The sequence below is a fragment of the Serratia sp. BNK-23 genome (assembly GCF_047456145.1).
In the GTDB taxonomy this organism is placed as follows: Bacteria; Pseudomonadota; Gammaproteobacteria; order Enterobacterales; family Enterobacteriaceae; genus Serratia; species Serratia nematodiphila.
The window spans coordinates 259,576-284,413 of record NZ_CP179900.1; the positions used below are offsets into that span (position 1 = coordinate 259,576).

16 protein-coding genes are annotated in these 24,838 nt (G+C 63.5%); 9 read left to right on the plus strand and 7 right to left on the minus strand.

Features of this window, described 5'->3' with window-relative positions; translation table 11 throughout:
- The first annotated feature begins 15 nt into the window (after positions 1 to 15).
- Both aceA and aceK read left to right on the plus strand, forming a co-directional pair.
- Entirely contained in the window at positions 16 to 1,323 is a 1,308-nt protein-coding gene (aceA, locus tag ACMGF9_RS01270; protein WP_004936630.1) for an isocitrate lyase, read from the plus strand.
- Positions 1,324 to 1,392: 69 nt separating this feature from the next.
- Positions 1,393 to 3,147: a bifunctional isocitrate dehydrogenase kinase/phosphatase gene (gene aceK / locus ACMGF9_RS01275; RefSeq protein ID WP_033631950.1), complete on the plus strand. Its 1,755-nt coding sequence runs from the start codon at positions 1,393 to 1,395 to the stop codon at positions 3,145 to 3,147.
- 1 nt (position 3,148) lies between these two features.
- On the opposite strand, the gene ACMGF9_RS01280 is transcribed toward aceK, so the two are convergent.
- From ACMGF9_RS01280 to iclR, 5 genes are all read right to left on the minus strand, one after another.
- Entirely contained in the window at positions 3,149 to 3,790 is a 642-nt protein-coding gene (locus tag ACMGF9_RS01280) for a bifunctional 4-hydroxy-2-oxoglutarate aldolase/2-dehydro-3-deoxy-phosphogluconate aldolase (RefSeq protein WP_004936635.1), read from the minus strand.
- Between the two features lie 54 nt (positions 3,791 to 3,844).
- Entirely contained in the window at positions 3,845 to 5,659 is a 1,815-nt protein-coding gene (gene edd / locus ACMGF9_RS01285; protein WP_015379254.1) for a phosphogluconate dehydratase, read from the minus strand.
- A gap of 98 nt (positions 5,660 to 5,757) precedes the next feature.
- The gene (gntU, locus tag ACMGF9_RS01290) at positions 5,758 to 7,095 is read right to left on the minus strand and encodes a gluconate transporter (protein ID WP_197784031.1); all 1,338 of its coding nucleotides are present in this window, start codon (positions 7,093 to 7,095) and stop codon (positions 5,758 to 5,760) included.
- On the minus strand, positions 7,092 to 7,631 hold the full coding sequence (gene gntK, locus ACMGF9_RS01295) for a gluconokinase (RefSeq protein ID WP_015379252.1): 540 nt from the start codon (positions 7,629 to 7,631) through the stop codon (positions 7,092 to 7,094). The genes gntU and gntK overlap by 4 nt, the downstream gene beginning before the upstream one ends.
- 251 nt (positions 7,632 to 7,882) lie before the next feature.
- A complete protein-coding gene (gene iclR, locus ACMGF9_RS01300) occupies positions 7,883 to 8,713 on the minus strand; it encodes a glyoxylate bypass operon transcriptional repressor IclR (protein WP_004936648.1) in 831 nt (276 codons plus the stop codon).
- Positions 8,714 to 8,909: 196 nt separating this feature from the next.
- Here iclR and metH point away from each other — a divergent pair, with 196 nt between their 5' ends.
- The gene (gene metH / locus ACMGF9_RS01305) at positions 8,910 to 12,605 is read left to right on the plus strand and encodes a methionine synthase (protein WP_414160495.1); all 3,696 of its coding nucleotides are present in this window, start codon (positions 8,910 to 8,912) and stop codon (positions 12,603 to 12,605) included.
- Positions 12,606 to 12,643: 38 nt separating this feature from the next.
- On the opposite strand, the gene ACMGF9_RS01310 is transcribed toward metH, so the two are convergent.
- Positions 12,644 to 13,354, minus strand: coding sequence for a UTRA domain-containing protein (locus tag ACMGF9_RS01310; RefSeq protein ID WP_015379250.1), 711 nt, complete (start codon positions 13,352 to 13,354; stop codon positions 12,644 to 12,646).
- A gap of 193 nt (positions 13,355 to 13,547) precedes the next feature.
- Between ACMGF9_RS01310 and ACMGF9_RS01315 the strand changes: the two genes are divergently transcribed.
- From ACMGF9_RS01315 to ACMGF9_RS01340, 6 genes are all read left to right on the plus strand, one after another.
- Entirely contained in the window at positions 13,548 to 14,609 is a 1,062-nt protein-coding gene (locus tag ACMGF9_RS01315; RefSeq protein ID WP_015379249.1) for an ABC transporter substrate-binding protein, read from the plus strand.
- A gap of 11 nt (positions 14,610 to 14,620) precedes the next feature.
- Positions 14,621 to 15,430 (plus strand): alkaline phosphatase family protein, encoded by an 810-nt coding sequence (locus ACMGF9_RS01320; RefSeq protein WP_021505156.1) that lies wholly within the window; start codon positions 14,621 to 14,623, stop codon positions 15,428 to 15,430.
- Positions 15,427 to 16,272, plus strand: a complete 846-nt coding sequence (locus ACMGF9_RS01325; RefSeq protein WP_015379247.1) for an ABC transporter permease — start codon at positions 15,427 to 15,429, stop codon at positions 16,270 to 16,272. Before ACMGF9_RS01320 ends, ACMGF9_RS01325 begins: the two co-directional genes overlap by 4 nt.
- A gap of 17 nt (positions 16,273 to 16,289) precedes the next feature.
- Positions 16,290 to 17,075 carry an ABC transporter permease gene (locus tag ACMGF9_RS01330; RefSeq protein WP_015379246.1) on the plus strand — a complete coding sequence of 262 codons (786 nt, stop codon included), beginning with the start codon at positions 16,290 to 16,292 and terminating at the stop codon, positions 17,073 to 17,075.
- 4 nt (positions 17,076 to 17,079) lie between these two features.
- Positions 17,080 to 18,072 (plus strand): ABC transporter ATP-binding protein, encoded by a 993-nt coding sequence (locus tag ACMGF9_RS01335; RefSeq protein WP_414160496.1) that lies wholly within the window; start codon positions 17,080 to 17,082, stop codon positions 18,070 to 18,072.
- 207 nt (positions 18,073 to 18,279) lie between these two features.
- Positions 18,280 to 19,929: a Na/Pi cotransporter family protein gene (locus ACMGF9_RS01340; protein ID WP_004936675.1), complete on the plus strand. Its 1,650-nt coding sequence runs from the start codon at positions 18,280 to 18,282 to the stop codon at positions 19,927 to 19,929.
- Positions 19,930 to 19,974: 45 nt separating this feature from the next.
- Here ACMGF9_RS01340 and ACMGF9_RS01345 read toward each other — a convergent pair whose 3' ends face one another.
- Positions 19,975 to 24,798: a hemagglutinin repeat-containing protein gene (locus ACMGF9_RS01345; RefSeq protein WP_350982014.1), complete on the minus strand. Its 4,824-nt coding sequence runs from the start codon at positions 24,796 to 24,798 to the stop codon at positions 19,975 to 19,977.
- Positions 24,799 to 24,838: the final 40 nt, after the last annotated feature.

Genomic DNA, 24,838 nt, shown 5'->3' on the forward strand with positions numbered 1-24,838 from the left:
GAAAGGATAAAAATTATGTCTACCTCTCGCTCTCAACAGATCCAGCAGCTGGAACAGGAATGGAAATCGGCCCGTTGGGAAGGCATCACCCGCCCTTACAGCGCCGAAGACGTGATCAACCTGCGCGGTTCGGTCAACCCGGAATGTACCCTGGCGCAAAACGGCGCCGCCAAACTGTGGGCGTTGCTGAACGGCAAGGCGCGCAAAGGCTACGTGAACTGCCTGGGCGCGCTGACCGGTGGCCAGGCGCTGCAGCAGGCTAAAGCCGGCGTCGAGGCTATCTACCTGTCCGGCTGGCAGGTGGCGGCCGACGCCAACAGCGCGGCGGCCATGTACCCTGACCAGTCGTTGTATCCGGTGGACTCGGTGCCGAAGGTGGTCGAGCGCATCAACAACACCTTCCGCCGCGCCGATCAGATCCAGTGGGCGAACCAGATTGAGCCGGGCAGCAAAGGCTACACCGATTACTTCCTGCCGATTGTCGCCGATGCGGAAGCCGGCTTCGGCGGCGTGCTGAACGCCTTCGAGCTGATGAAAGCGATGATCACCGCCGGCGCCGCCGGGGTGCACTTCGAAGACCAGTTGGCGGCGGTGAAGAAATGCGGTCATATGGGCGGCAAAGTACTGGTGCCGACACAGGAAGCGATCCAGAAGCTGGTCGCCGCTCGCCTGGCCGCCGACGTGCTCGGCGTGCCGACGCTGGTGATCGCCCGTACCGACGCAGATGCGGCCGACCTGCTGACGTCCGATTGCGATCCGTATGACAGCGCCTTCGTCACTGGCGAGCGCACGGCGGAAGGCTTCTTCCGCACCCATGCCGGCGTCGAGCAGGCGATCAGCCGCGGCCTGGCCTATGCCCCTTACGCCGATATGGTGTGGTGCGAAACCTCAACGCCGGATCTGGATGCCGCTCAGCGCTTCGCCGACGCCATTCACGCCAAATACCCGGGCAAGCTGCTGGCCTACAACTGCTCGCCGTCGTTCAACTGGAAGAAGAACCTCGACGATCAGACCATCGCCCGCTTCCAGCAGGCGCTGTCGGACATGGGCTACAAGTATCAGTTCATCACGCTGGCGGGCATCCACAGCATGTGGTTCAACATGTTCGACCTGGCGCACGCCTATGCGCAGGGCGAGGGCATGAAACACTACGTCGAGAAGGTGCAGCAGGCGGAGTTCGCCGCGGTGGATCGCGGTTACACCTTTGCGTCGCACCAGCAGGAGGTGGGCACCGGCTACTTCGACAAGGTCACCACCATCATTCAGGGCGGCGCCTCTTCGGTCACCGCGCTGACCGGTTCGACGGAAGAACAGCAGTTCTGATGCGGCAAGCTTGAAGACGTTTCACCCGGAGCCTGCATGCGCAGGCTTCTTTTTCTGGCGGGGGTAAGGATGGCGGCAAAACTGGAGTTGTTGATCGCACAGACGATCCTGCAGGGCTTCGATGCGCAGTACGGCCGCTTTTTGGAGGTGACCGCCGGCGCGCAGCAGCGCTTCGAGCAGGCGGACTGGCCGGCGGTGCAGCAGGCGATGAAAAAGCGCATCCATCTGTATGACCATCACGTCGGCCTGGTGGTGGAGCAGCTCAAATGCATCACCGGACAGAAATATTTCGACGCCGACTTCCCCAGCCGGGTCAAAGCGGTTTATATCGATCTGCTGCCGGACTACCCGCGTTTCGAGATAGCCGAAAGCTTTTTTAACTCGGTCTACTGCCGGCTGTTCAAGCATCGCGATCTGACGCCGGACAAGCTGTTCGTGTTCAGTTCGCAGCCGGAACGGCGATTTCGCGACATTCCGCGTCCGCTGGCGCGCGATTTCACCTCCAATGGCGATCTGCCGGCGATGCTGCGCAGCGTGCTGAGCGATCTGCCGCTGCGGTTGCCGTGGGAAGATTTGACGCGCGATATTCGCTACATCACTCAGGCGCTGCAGCGCGCCTTCAGTCCGCAGCAACTGGCGGGGGCCACCTTTCAGATCGCCAACGAACTGTTCTATCGCAACAAGGCCGCCTGGCTGGTCGGCAAGCTGCGCCTGGCCGACGGCGTTTACCCGTTCTTGCTGCCGATCCACCACAGCGAGTCGGGCGCGCTGTTTATCGATGCCTGCCTGACCGGTAAGGCCGAGGCCAGCATCGTCTTCGGCTTCGCCCGTTCTTATTTCATGGTCTACGCGCCGCTGCCGGCGGCGATGGTCGAGTGGCTGCGCGAGATCCTGCCGGGCAAGACCACCGCCGAGCTGTACATGGCGATCGGCTGCCAGAAGCACGGCAAAACTGAATGCTACCGCGAATACCTGACCTTTATGGCGCAGTCGCAGGAGCAGTTCATCATCGCGCCGGGGGTGAAGGGCATGGTGATGCTGGTGTTTACCCTGCCGTCCTTCGATCGGGTGTTTAAAGTGATCAAGGACGAATTCGCCCCGCAAAAAGAGGTGACGCAGGCGCAGGTGATGGCCTGCTATCAGCTGGTGAAAGAGCACGATCGCGTCGGGCGTATGGCGGATACCCAGGAGTACGAAAATTTCGTCGTCGACAAGGCGCGCCTCAGCCCGGAACTGTTGGCGGAGCTGCGGCGCGAAGTGCCGGGCAAACTGGAAGATCTCGGCGATCGCATTGTGATTAAGCACCTGTATATGGAACGGCGCATGACGCCGCTGAATCTGTATCTGGAGCAGGCCAACGACCAGCAGATGCGCGATGCGATTGAAGAGTACGGCAACGCGATCAAACAGTTAGCCGCCGCCAATATCTTCCCCGGCGACATGCTGTTCAAGAACTTTGGCGTGACGCGCCACGGGCGGGTGGTGTTCTATGACTACGACGAGATTTGCTACATGACCGAGGTCAACTTCCGCGATATCCCGCCGCCGCGTTATCCGGAAGATGAGTTGGCCAGCGAGCCGTGGTACAGCATCGCGCCCAACGACGTGTTCCCGGAAGAGTTCCGCCACTTTCTGTGCGGCGATCGGCGCATTCGGCAGGTGTTTGAAGAGCTGCACAGCGATCTGTTTACCGCGGAGTATTGGCGCGGGTTGCAGCAGCGCATCCGCGAAGGGCATGTGGAAGACGTATTTGCTTATCGCAAGAAGCAGCGGTTCAGCCAGCGCAGCGGGGCGGCGCTGCCGGCCGCCACCGCTGCGATGTAAATCAGGCCTCGGCGCCCGCGACGGCGGCGCGCGCCAGTTCAGTGATGCGCGCGTAGTCGCCGCTTTCGAGCGCGTCCGCCGGCACCAGCCAGGAGCCGCCGATGCACAGCACGCTTTTCAGCGCCAGATAGCTGCGGTAGTTGTCCGGTGAGATGCCGCCGGTCGGGCAAAAACGCACCTGCGGGAACGGGCCGCCGATCGCCTGCAGCGCTTTTACGCCGCCGTTGGCTTCCGCCGGGAAGAATTTAAACTCGCGCAGGCCGTAATCCATGCCCTGCATCAGTTCGGAAACGGTGCTGATGCCCGGGATCAAGGGAATGGAACCGGCGGTGGCGGCTTTGAGCAGCTCGTCGGTCAGGCCTGGGCTGATGGCGAACTGCGCACCGGCTTCGGTTACTTCCCGCAGCTGCTGCGGATTGATCACCGTACCGGCGCCGATGATCGCTTCCGGCACCTCTTGGGCGATGGCGCGAATGGCGTCCATGGCGCAGGCGGTGCGCAGCGTCACCTCCAGCACCCGCACGCCGCCGGCGACCAGCGCTTTCGCCAACGGCACCGCATGTTCCAGCTTGTTGATCACGATGACCGGCACCACCGGCCCCGCCGTCAGGATCTGCTCGGCGCTTGTTGTCCACTTGTTCATGCTGACGTTCTCCTCTGTGGCCGCCGCCAGGCGGCGATGCGGCCAGGCTATCGATTAAAATTTGATGCAGCAGGCGCCCTGCTCGGCGCCGGACAGCTGGCTGCGCAGCGCGCCGAACAGCTCGCGGCCGCAGCCGATGTGTTCCGCGCTCAGATCGGGTTGGCATGGCGTGCGCCGGGCCAGTTCGTCGGCGTCGACCAGCACCTGCAGCTCGCCGCTGCGGCCGTTGACGCGGATCGGATCGCCGTCGCGCACTTTCGCCAGCAGGCCGCCGGTATAGGCTTCCGGGGTGACGTGGATGGCGGAAGGCACCTTGCCGGAGGCGCCGGACAGGCGGCCGTCGGTCACCAGCGCCACTTTGAAGCCGCGATCCATCAGCACGCCCAGCGGCGGCATCAGCTTGTGCAACTCGGGCATGCCGTTGGCCTGCGGCCCCTGGAAGCGCACCACCACCACGCAATCGCGATCCAGCTTGCCGGCTTCGAACGCCGGCACGATATCGTGCTGGCTGTCGAACACCACCGCCGGCGCTTCGATGATCTGGTTATCAGCGGGCACCGCCGAGGTTTTCATCACCGCGCGGCCCAGATTGCCGGCCATCACTTTGGTGCCGCCGTGATGTTCGAACGGCTGGGCCACGCTGGCGATCACGCTGGCGTCGAGCGAGCCGGCCACGCCTTCGCGCCACACCAGTTGGCCGTTATCCAGCCACGGTTCCTGGGTGTAGCGGCGCAGGCCGAAACCGGCCACGGTATGCACGTCTTCGTGCAGCAGGCCGTGTTGCAGCAGCTCGCGCACCACCAGCGGCACGCCGCCGGCGGCCTGGAACTGGTTGATGTCGGCCGGGCCGTTCGGGTAGATGCGGCACAGCAGCGGCACCGCCTCCGACAGCTCCGAGAAATCGTCCCAGGTAATGATGATGCCCGCCGCCCGCGCCATCGCCACCAGATGCATCGTCAGGTTGGTGGAGCCGCCGGTCGCCAGCAGCGAGACGATGCCGTTCACCACCACTTTCTCGTCCACCAGGCGGCCGATCGGCAGGTAGTTGCCGGCGGTATCGGTCAGTCGGGTCACCTGGCGCGCGGCGGCGTCGTTCAGCGCGTCGCGCAGCGGCGTGTCAGGATGGACGAAGGAGGCGCCCGGCAGATGCAAACCCATCACTTCCATCACCATCTGGTTGGTGTTGGCGGTGCCGTAGAAGGTGCAGGTGCCGATGCCGTGATAAGAGGCTGCCTCGGCTTCCAGCAACGCCAGGCGGTCGGCCTTGCCCTCGGCGTACAGCTGGCGCACGCGCACTTTTTCCTTGTTCGGCAGGCCGCTGCTCATCGGGCCGGCCGGCACGAACAGCGCAGGCAGGTGGCCGAAGGAGAGGGCGGCCATCACCAGCCCCGGCACGATCTTGTCGCAGATGCCGAGGAACAGCGCGCCGTCGAACATATTGTGCGACAGGCCGACAGCGGCCGACATGGCGATCACGTCACGGCTCATCAGCGACAGCTCCATACCGTCCTGCCCCTGGGTCACGCCGTCGCACATCGCCGGCACGCCGCCGGCCACCTGGCCCACGGCACCCACCGCCTTCAGCGCCTGTTTCAGCCGCTGTGGGTAATGTTCGTACGGCTGGTGGGCCGACAGCATGTCGTTGTAGGCGGTGATGATGGCGATATCGCTGCGCACCATGTTTTTCAGCGACGCCTTGTCATCGGGCTGACAGGCGGCGAAACCGTGGGCCAGGTTGCCGCAGGCGAGCTGCGCGCGGTGGACGGTTTGGGAGCGGGCCGCCTCGATACGCGCCAGATAGGCGGCGCGGCTGGCCTGGGAACGGTCGATGATGCGCTGTGTGACACGGGACAAGGTTGGATTAATCATGCCTTCCTCACATTGCTGTTGTTATAGTCGCCGCCTGTGGCGGTGCCCCCGGGGGTGATTTGCAGCCCTGGTGTGCAAGGCCGGGGGCGATTTGGGATTTAAAACATCGTGAATGCAATCATGCCGATGGCGCCGCCGACGCTGCCCAGAATGGTTTCCATCACCGTCCAGGTTTTCAGCGTTTGCAGTTCGTTGGCGCCGGTGAATTTGCCGAACAGCCAGAAGCCGGCGTCGTTGACGTGGCTCAGCACGATGGAGCCGCCGGCGATGCAGATGGCCAGCGCGGCCAGTTGCCCGCCGCTGAGCCCGAGCTGGCTGGTGACCGGCAGCACCAGGCCGACGGTGGTCAGGCAGGCGACGGTGGCCGAGCCCTGGATCACCCGCACCATGGCGGAGAGCGCAAAGGCGGCCACGGCGATCGGCAGGCCGGCGCCGATCATGGCGTCACCCAGCGCCGGCCCGACGCCGGAATCCACCAGGATCTGCTTGAACACCCCGCCGGCGCCGGTCATCAGCAGGATGATCCCGGCCGGCTGCACCGCGGCGGAGCAGATGGCCAGCGTCTGTTCGTTGCTCATGCCGCGCGGCTTCGCCAGACCGTAAATCACGATCAGGCAGGCCAGCAGGATGGCGGTGAACGGGTGGCCGATAAACTCCAGCCACTGCTGCAGCTGCGAGCCGGGGGGGACCAGCCGCGCGCCGATGGTTTTCATGCCGACCAGCACCAGCGGGCACAGCACCAGCGCCAGGCTGAAGCCGAACGACGGCAGATTGCCCTTGGTCAGCGTCGGCTCATTCTCTTCCGGCGGCATAGGCCAGTTGACGAAACGGCTGATAAAGCTGCCGTACAGCGGGCCGGCGATCAGCATGCCGATCACCGCCGCTACCAGGCCGATGGCGATCATCCAGCCGAAATCGGCCTTCATCTGCGACGCCAGCAGCATCGGCACCGGCCCCGGCAGCAGGAAGGAGGCGGCGGCGGCCACGCCGGCGAACAGCGGAATAGCCAGCTTGACGATATTGCCGTCGGTGCGGCGCGCCACGGCGAATACGATGCCGATCAGCAGCACCACCGCCACGTCGAAGAACAGCGGCAGCGCGCAGATCAGCCCGGCGATGCCGAGCGCGTAGTGCGCCTTGCTTTGTCCGAATCGTTTCAGCAATTGCGCCGCAATTTGATCGAGCGCGCCGACCTCATGCAGGATCTTGCCGAACATCGCCCCGAGCGCCACCACGATCGCCAGGAAGCCCAGCGTGTCGCCCATGCCTTTTTGCATGGTGTCGGCGATGTGTTCCAGCGGCATGCCGGAGAAAATGCCGGCGGCGATGGACACCAGCATCAGCGCGACGAAGGCGTGCATGCGCGCCTTCATCACCAGGAATAACAGCAGTAAAACCGAGCCGACTGCGGTACCGACCAGCGTTACGGTACTCACGCGCACACGTCCTGCGGCAGGAAGCTCTGGATATGGCGCACGGTATCGGCGATCACCGCGTCCAGCGGCTGATTGATGTCGATCGCCATCACGTCGTTCTCGTCGGCGCCCGGTTGCTCCAGCGCGGCGAACTGGGTGACCAGCATCTGCGGCTTGAAGAAGTGGCCGTTGCGCGCCGCCAGGCGGGATTCGATCACCGGGAACTCACCGTGCAGATAGATGAATGACAGGTTGCCGTTGCCGGCGCGCAGGCGGTCGCGATACTGCTTTTTCAACGCCGAACAGACGATGATCGACACGCTGTTGGTGCGCTGCATGGCGAAGGCGGCGTCGTTGAGCGCGGCCAGCCACGGCGCGCGATCGTCGTCGTTCAACGCCTCGCCGGCGGCCATCTTCAGGATGTTGCTGCGTGGGTGCAGGAAGTCGCCGTCGAGGAAGCCGGCGGAGAGTTGGCGGGCCGCGGCGGCGGCGACGGCGGACTTGCCGCTGCCGGAAACGCCCATAACGACGTAAATGCGATTTTGATTGTTGGTCATGGCTTAGCTCCAAAACACCGGGTGACGTTACCTTCGTTCAGTTTGATTGTTACCGGTAACATGTTATCGGTAACATTGTCGAAGGAAGTTTGAGCGGTTGCAATGGGCTTTCGCCGTGAGGATCGTTAACTGTGATCGGCTTCAAGCTTTTTTCCTGTGCGCTAAACAGGATGCCGACAGCCTGTTACATGCTGACAACAGAGCATGGCAGGGGAGCAGGGGCGCGCTGGGGCGCCCCTCGGATGATCGGATTAACGCACGCCGCCGTAGGCCAGGCTGATCTCTTTCGCCGCGTGGATCACCAGCGCGCCCAGCTCGATCACGCGATCGTCGGTGATGCGCGATACCGGGCCGGAGATGGAAATGGCGGCGAAGGCTTCGCGATGCTCGTCGAAAATGCAGGCCGCCACGCAGCGCAGGCCGAGCGCGTGCTCTTCGTCGTCAAATGAGAAGCCCTGCTTGCGGATCTGCGCCAGTCCCTCTTTCAGGTTGTGCGGCGTCAGGGTATGCGGCGTGTAGGTGTGCATGCCTTTCTTGTGCAGCAGTTTGGTCACCTGATCGTCCGGCAGGGTGGCGAGGAATGCTTTACCGGCGCCGGAGGCGTGCATCGGCAGTTTGCCGCCGATCGGCGCCGACATGCGCATCAGCGCCGTGCACTGCACCTGATCGATGATGATCGCCTGGTACTCGCTGGTATCCAGCACCGCCAGGTTGACGGTTTCGCCGGACTCTTCCATCAGGCGGCGCAGCGTCGGATGCACCATCGCCAGCAGGTTGCGGCTTTGCAGGAAGCTGCTGCCGACCACAAAGGCGTGCGAACCGATGGTCCACAGGCCGAGATCGCCGACCTGGCGCACGAATCCCTGCTGCTGCATGGTGGTGAGCAGGCGGTGAGTGGTGGAGTTCGGCAGGCCGGCTTGCTGGGCCAGATCGGTCAGGGCCACGTTGCCCTGGGCTTCCGAAATGTATTCCAACAGTTTCAGGCCACGGGTCAACGATTGTACCTGACCGGTCGCCGCACTGGCGGCGGGGGCTGCTGCGCGGGGCTTCTTGCCGCGCTTGGCGGGAGCAGGGGTGGCCATGGGTGAGATTCCTTTTTCCGTATGATGGAATTCATTTTCGTTTTTTGTCGATGAATTGCAAGCCGCCGTCAGCTCATCGGAGGTGTTGGCGCACAACCTGAAAAACTCTCAATTGTCGCCTGGCCCTTTGTCCTTACAAGCTGTGCTAGGATGACTCGTTGGTGTTTGCGGCAGTTGAGCAATGGGCTGGATGGCAATGGAAGGGGTTACAGTGACGAATCGAGTAGAACAACTGCGCCGCCAGTTAGCGCAGCGCATTTTGGTGTTGGACGGCGGCATGGGCACCATGATCCAGAGCTATCGCTTGGACGAGCGCGATTTCCGCGGTGAGCGTTTCGCCGATTGGCGCAGCGATCTGAAAGGCAATAACGATCTGCTGGTGCTGACCAAGCCGGAAGTGATCACCGCCATTCATTACGCCTATCTCGAGGCGGGCGCCGATATCCTTGAGACCAATACCTTCAACGCCACCTCTATCGCCATGGCCGACTACCATATGGAGTCGCTGTCCGCCGAGATTAACTATCAGGCCGCCTGCCTGGCGCGCGCCTGCGCCGACGAATGGACGGCGCGCACGCCGGAAAAACCGCGCTACGTCGCCGGGGTGCTGGGGCCGACCAACCGCACCGCGTCCATCTCGCCGAACGTCAACGATCCGGCGTTCCGCAACATCTCGTTCGATGAACTGGTGGCGGCTTACCGCGAATCGACCCGCGCGCTGGTGGAAGGCGGCGTCGATCTGATCATGATCGAGACCATCTTCGACACCCTCAACGCCAAGGCCGCCGCTTTTGCGGTGGAAACTGAATTCGAAGCGCTGGGAGTGGAACTGCCGATCATGATTTCCGGCACCATCACCGACGCCTCCGGCCGCACCCTGTCCGGCCAGACCACCGAAGCGTTTTACAATTCGCTGCGCCACGTCAAGCCGCTGACCTTCGGCCTGAACTGCGCCCTGGGGCCGGATGAGCTGCGTCAGTACGTCGCCGAGCTGGCGCGCATCTCGGAGACCTACGTCACCGCGCACCCGAACGCCGGTTTGCCGAACGCCTTCGGCGAGTACGATCTGGATGCGGCCGAGATGGCGCGCCAGGTTGGGGAGTGGGCGCAGGCCGGCTTCCTCAATATCATCGGCGGCTGCTGCGGCACCACGCCGGAACACATCGCCGCGATGGCCAAGGCGGTTGAGGGCGTGCCGCCGCGCCGGCTGCCGGAGATCCCGGTCGCCTGCCGTCTGGCCGGTCTTGAGCCGTTGACCATCGACGCCAACACCCTGTTCGTTAACGTCGGCGAGCGCACCAACGTCACCGGTTCGGCGCGTTTCAAACGCCTGATCAAAGAAGAGAAATACAACGAGGCGCTCGACGTGGCGCGCCAGCAGGTGGAGAGCGGCGCGCAGGTCATCGATATCAACATGGACGAGGGGATGCTCGACGCCGAAGCGGCGATGGTGCGCTTCCTCAACCTGATCGCCGGCGAGCCGGATATCGCCCGGGTGCCGATCATGATCGACTCCTCCAAGTGGTCCGTTATCGAGAAAGGCCTGAAATGCATTCAGGGCAAGGGCATCGTCAACTCGATCTCGATGAAGGAGGGCGAAGAGGCCTTTATCCATCACGCCCGGCTGGTGCGCCGCTATGGCGCCGCGGTGGTGGTGATGGCGTTCGACGAAGTGGGCCAGGCGGACACGCGCGAGCGCAAGTTCGAGATCTGTCGCCGCGCCTATAAAATTTTGACCGAACGCGTCGGCTTCCCGCCGGAAGACATCATTTTCGACCCGAACATCTTCGCCGTCGCCACCGGCATCGAAGAGCACAACAACTACGCCGTCGACTTTATCGAAGCCTGCGCCGACATCAAAACCCACCTGCCGCACGCGATGATCTCCGGCGGCGTGTCCAACGTGTCGTTCTCGTTCCGCGGCAACGATCCGGTGCGCGAGGCGATCCACGCGGTGTTCCTGTATCACGCCATTCGCAACGGCATGGACATGGGCATCGTTAACGCCGGGCAGCTGGCGATTTACGACGATCTGCCTGGCGAGCTGCGCGAGGCGGTAGAAGACGTGATCCTCAACCGTCGTGAGGACGGCACCGAACGCCTGCTGGAGCTGGCGGAAAAGTACCGCGGCAGCAAAGACGGCGAAGCGGCGGTGCAGCAGGCGGAGTGGCGCGGTTGGCCGGTGGAAAAGCGGCTGGAATATTCGCTGGTGAAGGGCATCACCGAGTTTATCGAGCTGGACACCGAAGAAGCGCGGCAGCAGGCCGAACGCCCGATCGAAGTGATCGAGGGGCCGCTGATGGCGGGGATGAACGTGGTCGGCGATCTGTTCGGCGAGGGCAAGATGTTCCTGCCGCAGGTGGTGAAATCCGCCCGCGTGATGAAGCAGGCGGTGGCCTACCTGGAACCGTACATCGAGGCCAGCAAGCAGCAGGGCACCTCCGCGGGGAAAATCCTGCTGGCGACGGTGAAGGGCGACGTGCACGACATCGGCAAGAACATCGTCGGCGTGGTGCTGCAGTGCAACAACTATGAAATCGTCGATCTTGGCGTGATGGTGCCGACGGAGAAAATCCTGCGCACCGCGCGCGAGGAGAACGTCGACATCATCGGCCTGTCGGGGCTGATCACGCCGTCGCTCGACGAGATGGTCAACGTGGCCAAAGAGATGGAGCGCCAGGGCTTTACGCTGCCGCTGCTGATCGGCGGCGCCACCACCTCCAAGGCGCACACCGCGGTGAAAATCGAGCAGAACTACAGCGGCCCGACCACCTACGTGCAGAACGCCTCGCGCACCGTGGGCGTGGTGGCGGCGCTGCTGTCCGCCACCCAGCGCGATGAGTTTGTGGCGCGCACCCGCAAAGAGTATGAAACGGTGCGCATTCAGCACGCGCGCAAAAAACCGCGCACGCCGCCGGTCGATTTGCACAAGGCGCGCGCCAACGCCATGGCGCTGGACTGGGCCGACTATCAGCCGCCGGCGCCACGGCAGCTTGGCGTATTCCCGGTGTCGGCCGGCATCGAGACGCTGCGCCATTATATCGACTGGACGCCGTTCTTCATGACCTGGTCGCTGGCGGGCAAATACCCGCGCATCCTGGAAGACGAGGTGGTGGGGGAAGAGGCAAAGCGCCTGTTCCACGACGCCAATCAGATGCTGGATCGGTTGGCCGCTGAGCGCAGCCTCAACCCGCGCGGCGTTTACGGCCTGTTCCCGGCCAACCGCGTCGGCGACGACGTGGAAGTGTACCGCGACGAACAGCGCGGCGAGGTGCTGGCGGTGAGCCGCCATCTGCGCCAGCAGACGGAAAAAACCGACTTCCCGAACTACTGCCTGGCGGACTTCGTGGCACCGAAAAGCAGCGGCAAGGCCGACTACTTCGGTGCCTTCGCGGTGACCGGCGGGCTGGAGGAGGACGCGCTGGCGGCGGCGTACGACGCACAGCACGACGATTACAACAAAATCATGATCAAGGCGCTGGCGGATCGTCTGGCGGAGGCTTTCGCCGAATACCTGCATGAACAGGTGCGCAAGTTGCACTGGGGTTATGCCGCCGACGAGAACCTGAGCAACGAAGAACTGATCCGCGAAAACTATCAGGGCATCCGGCCGGCGCCGGGCTACCCGGCCTGCCCGGAGCACACCGAAAAAGCGACCATCTGGCAGCTGCTGGACGTCAACCGCCACACCGGCATGGAACTGACGGAGTCCTTCGCCATGTGGCCGGGGGCGGCGGTGTCCGGCTGGTACTTCAGCCATCCTGAGAGCAAGTACTTCGCGGTGGCGCAGATCCAGCGCGATCAGGTGGAAGACTACGCGGCGCGTAAAGGGATGAGCGTGAGCGAGGTCGAACGCTGGCTGGCGCCAAACCTCGGCTACGACGCCGACTGACCTTCCTCTTTAAGGGCGCAGCGATGCGCCCTTGTCATTTACAGCGCTTCCACATCGATGTGCAGCGCGTCGTACCGCCAATACTCCAGGTCGCAATCGATCACCCGGTCATGTTGATCGCGATTCACCCGCGTAATGAACAGCGCCGGGCTGCCGTAGGTCACCTTCAGCATGGCGGCGGCCTGCTGCGGCAGCAGGGTGGGCAGCATGTCGAAACGTACCCGGCCGTAGTGAATGCCGTAGCGTGCGGCGTACAGCGCGGTCAGCGACTGGGTCAGATCTTCGTCCAGAATACCGGGGAAATAGGCAGGATTGAGGTAGTGCTCGCAGTACAGCACCGCGCGCCCGTCGATGTAGCGCAGCCGACGAATGCGATAGGCCTGCGCGCCGGGAGGCAGCGCCAGGCGGCCGGCCAGCGGCGCGTCAAGTGTGACGACCGCGCTGTCGATCGCTTCGGTATGGGCGGCGCGCCCCTGCTGCTGCGCCATGGCGTGAAAATGGCTGCGCTGCAACGGGTTGTAGATCAAACGTGGCGGCGAGATAAACCAGCCGCGCCGCACCTGGCGGTAGATGACGCCCTGCGCCTCCAGCTGGCCGAGCGCCTCCTGCAAGGTAATGCGGGTGGTGGCGAACTGTTCGCTCAGGGCGCGCTCGGAGGGCAGCTTGCCGCCCGCGGCGAACTCGCCGGCGGTGATGCGGGCGCTCAGCGTTTGGCAGATGGTGGCGACGGTCGTCGGTGCTTCACTCATACAGCGGGTGTCCCGTTTCAGTGCGTTTGGCCTTCCTTAAGGTAGACCAGCGTCGCGTTTTCGCCGTTGCAATGGGTGATAAAACTGTCGCTTTTTTAAGCTGACATATAATTATCACATTCGTCCGTTAGATTGGTTTGGTCCTTGCTGGACTAGTCCAGCCATCCCCACACTACCACCTGGAGCATCAGTTATGAAACGTTTGTGCGCTTCTGTGTTAACCAGTGCCATCGTGTTATCCAGCCAGATGAGCTGGGCCGCGGATACCGATCTGGCGGCGCTGGAGCAGGCCGCGAAGAAAGAAGGCGAAGTCAACAGCGTCGGCATGCCGGACAGCTGGGCCAACTGGAAAGGCACCTGGCAAGATCTGTTGAGCAAGTACGGCCTGAAGCATGTCGATACCGACATGAGCTCCGCACAGGAGATCGCCAAATTCGATGCGGAAAAGAACAACGCCACGGCGGACATCGGTGACGTCGGCGCGGCCTTCGGCCCGGTGGCGGTGCAGAAGGGCGTAACGCAGTCGTACAAACCGTCTACCTGGGATCAGGTGCCGGAGTGGGCGAAAGACAAAGACGGCCACTGGGCGCTGGCTTACACCGGCACCATCGCCTTCATCATCAACAAGCAGCAGGTGAAAGACATCCCGCACAGCTGGGCCGATCTGCTCAAGGGCAGCTATCAGGTCACCATCGGCGACGTCGGCACCGCGTCGCAGGCGGCCAGCGGCGTGCTGGCGGCCACCTACGCCATGGGCGGCAACGAGAAAAACCTCAAGCCGGGCCTGGAATTCTTCGGCAAGCTGGCCAAGGCCGGCCGCCTGAGCCTGAGTAACCCGGTGATCGCGTCGCTGGAGAAGGGGGAAGTGCAGGTTGGCGTGGTATGGGACTTTAACGGCCTGAACTACCGCGATCAGATCGACAAAACCCGCTTTGAAGTGCTGATCCCGTCGGACGGTTCGATCACTTCCGGCTACACCACCATCATCAACAAATACGCCAAGCACCCGAATGCCGCCAAGCTGGCGCGCGAATACATCTTCTCCGACGCCGGTCAGATCAACCTGGCGCGCGGCTATGCCCGCCCGATCCGCGCCGAACATCTGACGCTGCCGGACGACGTCAAGGCCAAGCTGCTGCCGGCCGAGCAGTACAAGAATGCGCACCCGATCGCCGATCCTGCGGCCTGGGAACAGAGCGCCAAAGCGCTGCCGCGCCTGTGGCAGGAAAACGTCATTATGTTTATGCAGCAGTGAGTTAACGCACCATGAAAACGATCCTCGTGCTGCTGGACGGCCTCAACTACCGGGTGGCGCACGACGCCATGGGTTATCTGCAGGCCGAATGCGCGGCGGGACGCGGGCGGTTGTACCTGCTGGAGAGCGAGTTGCCCTCGCTCTCCCGGCCGCTGTATGAATGCATCCTCACCGGCGTCACGCCGGTGGAGAGCGGCGTGGTGCACAATCACGTCTCGCGCCTTTCTCATCAACAAAGCGTGTTTCATTACGCGCGCGCCGCCGGGCTGACCACCGCCGCTGCCGCGTATCATTGGTTCAGCGAATTGTATAACCGCACGCCGTTCGACGCCGCGCGCGACCGCCATACCGACGCCCCCGAGCTGCCGATCCAGCACGGGCATTTCTATTACGACGACGGTTATCCCGACAGCCATCTGTTTGACGACGCCGAAAGCCTGCGTCTGCGTCATCAGCCAGACTTTCTGTTGATCCATCCGATGAACATCGACGACGCCGGCCACCGCTTTGGCCTCTCTTCGCCGCAGTACCGCAACGCGGCGCGGCGCGCCGACGGCTCGCTGTCGCGCTATCTGCCCGAGTGGCTGGCGGCCGGCTATCAGGTGCTGGTTACCGCCGACCATGGCATGAACGACGATCGCAGCCACGGCGGCGTATTGCCGGAAGAGCGTCAGGTGCCGCTGTTCGTATTCGGCGCGGGCTTCAGCCTGGATGACGCCGATCCGCAGCAAACCGAGCTGTGCGGCACGATCTGCGATCTGTTGCAGGCGCCGCACGACAAGCCGCGCTGCCGGGCGCTGCTGGCGCAGGATGCGCGATGAACAGCAAAACCAAATGGATCGCCGCGCTGTGCCTGCTGCCGTTTATCGTGCTGTTCGGCGCGTTTCAGATCGCCCCGCTGGTGTGGATCGCCGTTCACAGCTTTTTCAGCGAGACCAGCGGCTGGGGGTGGGGCAACTATGTCGATATCCTCACCTCGCCGTTCTACCTGCAGGCGTTTCAGTTCTCGCTGGAGATCTCGCTATGGTCGAGCGTCTACGGCTTGCTGATCGCATTAGTTGGCAGTTACTCACTGCGTCAGCTCGGCCAGACGCGGTTTCATGACTTCGTAATGTCGTTCACCAACATGACCAGCAACTTCGCCGGGGTGCCGCTGGCGTTCGCCTTCGTCATTCTGCTGGGGCTGAACGGTTGCCTGACGTTGCTGCTGCGCAAATACGGCCTGATGGAGAGCTTCAACCTCTATTCGAAGAGCGGCCTGATCGTGCTGTATACCTACTTCCAGATCCCGCTCGGGGTGCTGCTGCTGTATCCGGCATTCGACGCGCTGCGCGCCGACTGGCGCGAATCGGCGGCGCTGCTCGGCGCCGGCCCCTGGCGCTACTGGCGGCATATTGGCCTGCCGGTGCTGGCGCCGGCGCTGATGGGCACCTTCGTCATCCTGCTGGCCAACGCGCTGGGCGCCTACGCCACGGTGTATGCGCTGACCACCGGCAACTTCAACGTGATCCCGATCCGCATCTCGGCGCTGGTGGCGGGGGACATCTCCCTCGATCCGAACCTGGCCAGCGCGCTGGCGATGCTGCTGGTGGTGATGATGGCGTTTATCACGGTGATCCACCAATGGATGCTGCGCAGGAGCTACCTCAATGCGCGCTCATAACCGGCTGGAGAATGCTCATGTCGCGTGTTGAACGCTTGTACCACCGCACGGTGACCGGCCTGCTGCTGTTGATCCTGCTGCTGCCGCTGGCGGCGACGCTGATTTACGCGCTGGCTACCCAGTGGGGCGCCACCATTTTGCCGGACGGTTTTACCCTGAAGTGGCTGACGGCGCTGTGGAGCGACCCGCGCTTTTTGCAGGCGCTGTGGCACTCGCTGCTGATCTGCTTCGGCACGCTGCTGCTGTCGGTGGTGGTGATCCTGCCGGCGATGTTTGTGATCGCTTACTACTTCCCCAAGCTGGACGCGGTAATGAACGTGCTGATCCTGCTGCCGTTCGCCGTGCCGCCGGTGGTGTCGGCGGTGGGGCTGATGCAACTGTTCGCCGCCGATCCGCTGCCGCTGCTCGGCACCCCCTGGATTTTGGTGGGCTGCTATTTCACCATCGCGCTGCCGTTTATCTACCGCGCCATCAGCAACAACATGCAGGCGATCAACCTGCGCGATCTGATGGACGCCGCGCACTTGCTCGGCGCCAGCACCTGGCGGGCGGCGCTGTGGGTGGTGCTGCCAAATTTGCGCAAGGGCGGAACGATCGCCGTGTTGCTGTCGTTCTCGTTCCTGATCGGCGAGTTCGTGTTCGCCAACCTGCTGGTGGGCAGCCAGTATGAAACGCTGCAGGTCTACCTGTTCAACATGCGCAACGGCAGCGGGCATTTCACCAGCGCGCTGGTCATCTCCTATTTCGCCGTGGTGCTGCTCGTCACCTGGCTGGCGAACCTGCTGAATAAAAACAAGGGTTAACCCGATGGCTTATCTCAACGTCACCCGCCTGAACAAACACTATGGCCAAACCCAGGTGTTTCAGGATATCGATTTCACCGCCGAAGAGGGGGAGTTCGTCACCCTGCTCGGGCCAAGCGGCTGCGGCAAGTCGACGCTGTTGCGCTGTCTGGCCGGCCTGACTCCGGTCGACAGCGGGCAAATTTTACTGCAGGGCCAGGATCTGGTACCGCTGGCGCCGCAAAAGCGCGGCATCGGCATGGTGTTCCAAAGCTATGCGCTGTTTCCCAATATGACGGTGGAAGGCAACGTGGCCTTCGGCCTGAAAATGCAGAAGCTGGCGGTCGGGCAGATCGGCCAGCGAGTGCAGGAGGTGCTGGCGCTGGTGGAGCTGAGCGATCTGGCGAAGCGCTATCCGCACCAGCTGTCGGGCGGCCAGTGTCAGCGCGTGGCGCTGGCGCGATCGCTGGTCACTCGCCCGCGTCTGCTGCTGCTCGACGAACCGCTGTCGGCGCTGGACGCGCGCATCCGCAAACATCTGCGCGAGCAGATCCGGCGCATTCAACGCGAGCTGAACCTGACGGCGATCTTCGTCACCCACGATCAGGAAGAGGCGCTGACCCTGTCGGATCGCATCGTCCTGATGAACAAGGGGCAGATCGTGCAGAGCGGTGATGCGGAAACCCTGTATACCCAGCCGGCGGACGCCTTCGCCGCCGGTTTTATCGGCAACTATAACCTGCTGAGCGCCGAACAGGCCGGCCGGCTGACCGGGCGCAGCTATGCCGGCAAGGTGGCGATCCGCCCAGAGTCGATCGGGCTGTTGCCGGCCGGACAGGGGATCGGCGGGGTGATCCTTGGCCACAGTTTGCTCGGGAATGTGGTACGCTATCGGATTCAGGTTCGCGAGGTAGAGTTGCTGGTTGACGTGCTCAACCGTTCGGTGGCCGATCTGCGGCCCGACGGCGCGGAAATTGGGCTACACTTGGAACCTGTTGTATTGCGGGAAGTTGCATGACTTCGCAGCGCGGCGCCGGGGCTCTCCCACCGCCGCCTTAACCCTTCTCTTCTGCGGTCTGCCGCCCGCCCGCTGTCCTGCCAGACCCACGCCCGGCAGGCGGGACCGCGCGCTGTACCCGTCATCCTTTGGCTCGCCTCTGTGCTTCGCGTGACAGGCATCGGGTATCAGCCTCCTTTGGCCGGGCGTTAATGGAGCGTATCTTCCGTGCTGACCCTTCTTCACCTGCTTTCGTCCGTGGCGTTGTTGGTGTGGGGCACCCACATCGTGCGCACCGGGATTATGCGGGTTTATGGCGCCAATCTGCGGCGCGTGTTAAGCGACAGCGTTGAGAAAAAACCGCTGGCGTTCGTTTCCGGCATCGGCGTGACCGCGCTGGTGCAAAGCAGCAACGCCACCGCGCTGCTGGTGACCTCTTTCGTCGCGCAGGGGCTGGTGGGGCTGGCGCCTGCGCTGGTGATCATGCTGGGCGCCGACGTCGGCACCGCGCTGATGGCGCGCGTGCTGACCTTCGATCTTTCCTGGCTGTCGCCGCTGCTGATCCTGGTCGGTGTCTTCCTGTTCCTCAGCCGCAAACAGATGCGGATCGGCCAGATCGGACGCGTTCTGATCGGTCTGGGGCTGATCGTGCTGGCGCTGGAACTGATCGTGGCCGCCGCCACGCCGATCACCCAGGCGGCCGGGGTGAAAGTGCTGTTCTCGTCGCTGACCGGCGATGTGATGCTGGACGCCCTGACCGGCGCGCTGTTCGCCATCGTCAGCTATTCCAGCCTGGCCGCGGTGCTGCTGACCGCCACCCTGACCGCCACCGGCGTGATTTCGCTGAAGGTGGCGCTCTGTCTGGTGATCGGCGCCAACCTCGGCAGCGGCCTGCTGGCGATGATCAACGCCAGCGGCCAGAACGCCGCCGGGCGGCGCGTGGCGCTCGGCAGCCTGCTGTTCAAATTGGTGGGCTGCATCCTGGTGTTGCCGTTCGTCTCCTATCTGGCGGATGTGATGGCTCAACTGCCGGGCGGCAGCGAAGAGCTGGTGATCTATTTCCACGTGTTCTACAACCTGATCCGTTGTCTGGTGATGATCCCGCTGGCCGGGCCGATGGCGACGCTGTGCGAACGGCTGATCGTCGACGTGGCGGCCGACGACCCGCGCATGCGGCCGCGTCATCTGGACGCCAGTGCGCTGGATACGCCGACGCTGGCGTTGGCCAACGCGGCGCGCGAAACGCTGCGCATGGGCGACGTGGTGGAACACATGATGATCCTGCAGCGCGAAGTGCTGCACGGTAAGCAAGGCGTGGATAAAGAGGTGCGGCGACTCGACGATGACGTCGACGTGCTGTACACCGCCATCAAGCTGTATCTGGCGCAGATCCAGAAGGAGGATCTGGGCGAGGAAGACTCGCGCCGCTGGGCGGAAATCATCGAAATGGCGCTCAATCTGGAACAGGCGGGCGACATCATCGAGCGCATGGCCGGCGATGTGGGCGCCAAATCGCACGCCGCGCGCCGCGCCTTCTCGGCGGAAGGATTGGCGGAACTGGACGGGTTGCACGAACGGCTGATCGGCAACCTGCGTCTGGGGCTGTCGGTGTTCCTGTCCGGCGACGTCACCAGCGCCAAGCGCCTGCGCCGTTCCAAGCACCGTTTCCGCATTCTGGATCGCCGCTATGCGCATGCGCACGTCGATCGTTTGCATCAGCAAAACGTGCAGAGCATCGAGACCAGTTCGCTGCATTTGGGATTGTTGGGGGACATGAAGCGCCTGAACTCGCTGTTTTGCGCCGTGGCCTACAACGTGTTGGATCAGGATGCGAAAGACGACGATCGCGACTGGGAAGACACCCCGAGCACGCTGTAAAAAAACGCCCCCGGAAAACCGGGGGCGTTGCGTAGGGGAGGCGCGTTATTTGCCGCTGAACACGCCGGCTTTGGTGTCCGCCTGCTGAGTTGAGGCATGGCCGCTGGCGAACGGCACGTTGCCGTTGACGCTTTGCTTCGCCGCGCCGCCTAACAGTCCACCTACCGTGGCGGCCGCATCGACGCGGCCGCCGCCCTGATAGCGCTGGCCGCTGACGTCCTGCTGGCTGACCTGGCTACCGCCCAGTTCCACCTTGCCCTGCTGGCTGCGGATTTCGCCGCCGGTCAGCTGGGTTTGGCCGCCGACCTGCAGCGCCACGCCGTGCTTACCGGCAATCGCCGATTGCTCGCCGACCGCATTGTTGTTCACCACGTCGGCATTGACCTTGAGCTGCCCCTGGCGACCCGCCGGCCCGGTGATGCTGTCTTTCACCGCGCCGCCGACGGTGCGTGCGCCGCGATCCCACAGTGGGCCCTGCGGTTTTTCGCCGGCCGGCGTTTCCGGCAGCGTGACTTTGCCGTCAGCCTTGCTGAAGCTGACTGCACCGGTGGTATCCTGCTGCGGATCGAGGCGACGCGCCACGCTGTTGTACTTGTCGGTGGTGGCGTCGGCCACTTTGTTCACCCCGGCTTCCAGTTTCTCTTTCACTTTACCGGCGTAGCGCGGCGTGCCGACCTTCGACAGCTTGGAGGTGATGCTACTGCCCGGATCGTTGCTGTGGCTCAGACCGGCATCCACATCCACCTTCACGCCTGTCTCGACGTCTTTGCGGCTTTCAACGCGCAGATCGCCGCCCACCTTGCCCTGTACGCTGTCGGCGTCGACGCGCGCGCCGGCAAGGCGGGTGTCTTTGCCGCTGTTGAGCGCCACGTCGCCCGCGGTGATGCCGGTATTGGCGTGGGTGGTTTTATCCTGCTGCTCCACGCCGACTTTCAGACCTGCGCCCAGCGTGTGGGTGTCTTTGCCGGTGTTCGGATCGACCTTGCCGCCTGCGTCCTTGTTGAAGGTTTGACCGCCTCTGGCGTTGGCTTTGATGCCCAGATTCCAGTTGTCCTTATGCTGCTCGTTCTTGGCGGATTCCAGCAGGATGCCGCCGTTTTTCGCTTCGAGCGCGGCGCTGCCGCCGCTGACTTTGGCCCCCTGCAGATGCAGCGCGTCATCGCCTTTGCCGTTGGCGGACAGGGTGACCTTGCCGTCTGAGGCGATAGTGGCACCCTGGCGCTCGGTCGTGGACTCATTGACCTTGGCGATGTCGAAGGCGCCGCCGGCGGAGAGGCTGCCGCCGGTTTTTTCCTTGCTGTCGCTGCTGCCGGCGCCCAGATCGATATTGCCGGACAGCTTGCTTTCCTTACGCGTTTGGGTCGATTCCGCCGCCTGCAGCGCGACCTTGTTGCCCGCGTTCAGGCTGACGTCGCCCTGGCTCTTGACGTTGGTGCCCTGCAGCGTCAGATCGCGGCCCGCCTTCAGCGCCACACCCTGGCCGTTGACGTTGCCGACCTGCGCGGTGCTGCTGCTGCTTTCACCGTTGTTGGTGCCGCCGCCGAAACCGGCGCCGAAGTTTTTGCTGTCGGCGGTGAAGCCGCCTTTGGCGGACGCTTTGACGTTAAAGCCGCTGTGGTTCTCGCTCTGTTTGTCGCTGGCCTGATCGAAGCGGATATCGCCGCCGGCGTTGACGGCGGTTTTACCGCTGCCGCCGTTCAGCGCGGTACCCTGATAGACCGCGTCTTTTTTCACGTTGACGTTGATGCCGTTGGCCGCGTCGATCGAGCCGGCCACCGCCTGGCTGGCGCTGCTGTTGCTGCGCTGGGTGCCGCCTTCGCCCTTGGCGTCCACGGTCAGATCGCTGCCGGTGGTGGTGTAGACGCGCACGCCGGCGCTGCCGCGGGTGTCGCGGCTCTGCTCGTCCTGACGGTTTGCCGCGGCTTCGCTGCGGTGGCTGTCCGCCGTCAGGTTGACCGCGCCTTTGCTCGCCTGGTACTGCGTGCCCTGATCGCGCACTTCGCCTTTGGCATTGATGTCGATGCTGCCGGCTTTCACCGAGCTGACCACCGCCTGCGAGCTGCTGCTGTGTTTTTCGCTGTTGCCGCCCTGTGCGCCGATATCCAGGCCGACGTTAGGCGCGCCGATGCCGCCGATGTCGTTGATAACGCCGGTAGCGTCCAGCTTGGCTGCCTTGCCGACCGCGCGCTCGACCGGACGGGTCACGGCGCTGTAATCGACGTTGGCGCCGATGTTCACGCCGACGTCGGTTTTGGTGGTGGTGGTGCTGGCGGTGTCGGCAGCGGCAAGGTGATCGACGCCGGCGGCGTTTTCTTGATAGGCGCCGCCGACGCTGTGCTGCGCGCCTTGCTGGGTCAGCTTGTCGCGGGCGTTGATCGTCAGGTTGCCTTTGACGTCGCTGCCGGAGGTGATCGCCTTGCTGCTTTGCGTCTGGGTTTTGCTGTTCTCGTAGCCGGCTTCCACGCCGCTGCCGAGTTTGTCGATGCCGCCGGTGTAATAGAAACCGCCGCCGATCTTGGTTTGCTCGGTGTTTGAGACCGTTTTGTCGTCGGCCGCCAGGAACGAAACCTTGTTGCCGCTGACGCTGGCGTCGCCTTTGTCGGCGACCAATTGAGAACCGCTGAAGGTCACGTCCTTCTCCGCCTTGAGCTTCACGCTGCCGCCGCTGAGGCTTGAGGCGCTATTCTCGGTGCGGGTGGTTTTCTCGCTGTCGCGGGTGTGCTCGATGCGCAAACCGGCGCGGTACTGCTTGTCACCGGCTTCTTTGGCGTAGCCGTTAACGGTGAGCGCGGTCTTTTGCTCGTCGATGTTCTGCTGCCGCTCGGCCGCCTTGACGTTGATGTTGCCGGTCTTCGACTCGACGCTCAGCTCACCGCCGCTGGCGACCTGGCTGCCGATCACGTCGGCATCCTTGTGGCTGACCAGCGTCAGGTTGGTGTCGGACTTCAGCTCGCTGGCGGTGCTGCTCTGGTAGCTGTTGTCGGCCTTGTGCGAACTGCTGGTGATGTTGAAGGCGGTGCCGGTGCGCGCGTCGATTTTGTCCACGGTGGTGCTCAGCGCGTTGTCGATGCGCAGGCCGCCGTGGGTGGCGGTGACTTCGCCGCCTTTCTGGCCGCGCGCCTTGCTGCCGGTAATGGTGACGCCTTGCTGGCCGTTCAGGCGCAGGGTGCCGCCGCTGGTCAGCTCGGAAGCGTGGCTGATCTCGCGGCGATTGCTGTTGTTTTTGTTGTCGCCGCCGCCGATGCCGCCCCAGGAGGTTTTGTCATCGCGTACCGCTTTGGCGTTGGCGGTTTTCTGCACCCCGACCTGGATCTGGCTGTCTGCATCGATCGTCAGATCGCGCTGGGCATGGATCTTGGCGCCCTGAGTCGAGACATTGCGACCGGCTTTCAACGTCAGTTCGCCCTGGCTGCGCAGTTCGCTGGCCTTCAGGCTTTCGCTTTCGTCGCTGCTGCTCCATCTGCCGGTGCGCAGGCTGGAGGTGTGATTGCGCTGGTAGCCGCGCTCGCTGGATTTATCCTTCTCCACCAGCCCGGCAAGGTGTACGTCGCGCGCCGCTTTGACGCTCAGCGCACGCTCGGCGCTGACATTGGCGCCCAGCAGCTTCACGTCTTCCTGGGTGCTGATGAGTTTGGCGCTGCCGTTGGCGGCGACGGTGCTGCCCGCCTGCTGCAGCTGCTCGCGTTCGCGGGTGACGTCGTATTGCCAGGAGTAGAACCAGCGATCGTCGGTATGGCCTTGCGTCTGCTTCAGCTGCTGGCCGTCGAGCGTCAGCTTACCGCCCTGCAGCGTAATGTCTTCGCCGCGGATATCGGTGGCGGTGAGGTGCGCATGATTATCCGCCACCAGGCTGATGTTCTTGCCTTTCAGCTCGGTGCGGGTCAGCTTCTGGCTGCTGCTGCGATCGTTGACGTAGATGCCGCCACGGTAATTTTGATAGTTATCGCCGCCGTTTTTGTTGCTGCTGGCGTCGTCGACGCGGCTTTCGCTGCGGATATCATAGGCTTTCACCTTGAGTTCATCGCCGGCGTTCAACGAGCCGGCCAGTTTCACGCCGCTGCCCTGCGCGGTGTTGATGATGTTGATGCGCCCGGCCTGCATGCTGCCGAGGTAGTAGCTGTCCAGCGCGGTCGGCGTCTGTTGGCTGGCCTGCACCGTGCCGTCGCGCGCTACCCGGTTAAGGCCGCTGATGGCGTTGATCGTCGCCGAGGTCACTTTACCATTCGAATGTTTGAAATCTTGCACGATCACTTCGCCGCGGCTGTCGATCTTCGGCGCGATCAGATCCAGTACGCCGCCGGCGTTCAGGGTGCCATTGAGGCTCAGCGTGTTGCGGTTGCCGAAGGTGCTGTAACCCTGCAGCACGCCGTTTTCCACCAGCGGGTTGCCGACCACCAGTGAGGAATGGCTGGTATTGATGAATCCGCAGCCCTGACAGCTGATGCCGTTCGGGTTGGCCAGCACGTAGTCGGCCGCCATGCCGAAGATCTCTTGCTGGCCATGCAGCAGCGACGGGTTACGGCCGATCACCTCGTTGAGGATCACGCTGGCTTCATGCCCGCCCAGATTGGGGTTGGCGCCCAGTTGGCCGGCCAACTGCGACAGTCCCGCCTCGCGGGAGTTGTTCAGCACCGCGCCGGGCTGGTTGACGTTGAAGTCCTGATATTGGTTGTGCGACAGCCCGTTGCCGTTCGGCGCGACGATATCGACCACCTGCGCACCGGTGGCGGCGGTGGAGACGCCGGGGCCGTTGGCGCCGTTGGCCGCAACGATCTCTGCGGCGTAGGCGCCGGCGGAAGCGGCGAGAATAATCGCCAGCGCGGCGGCCAGTTTGCCTGCCGCCGAAAGTCTGAAGTTATTATTTTTCATCCATGTATCTCCGTATATTGCCGTGGGGTCCTGCAAAACT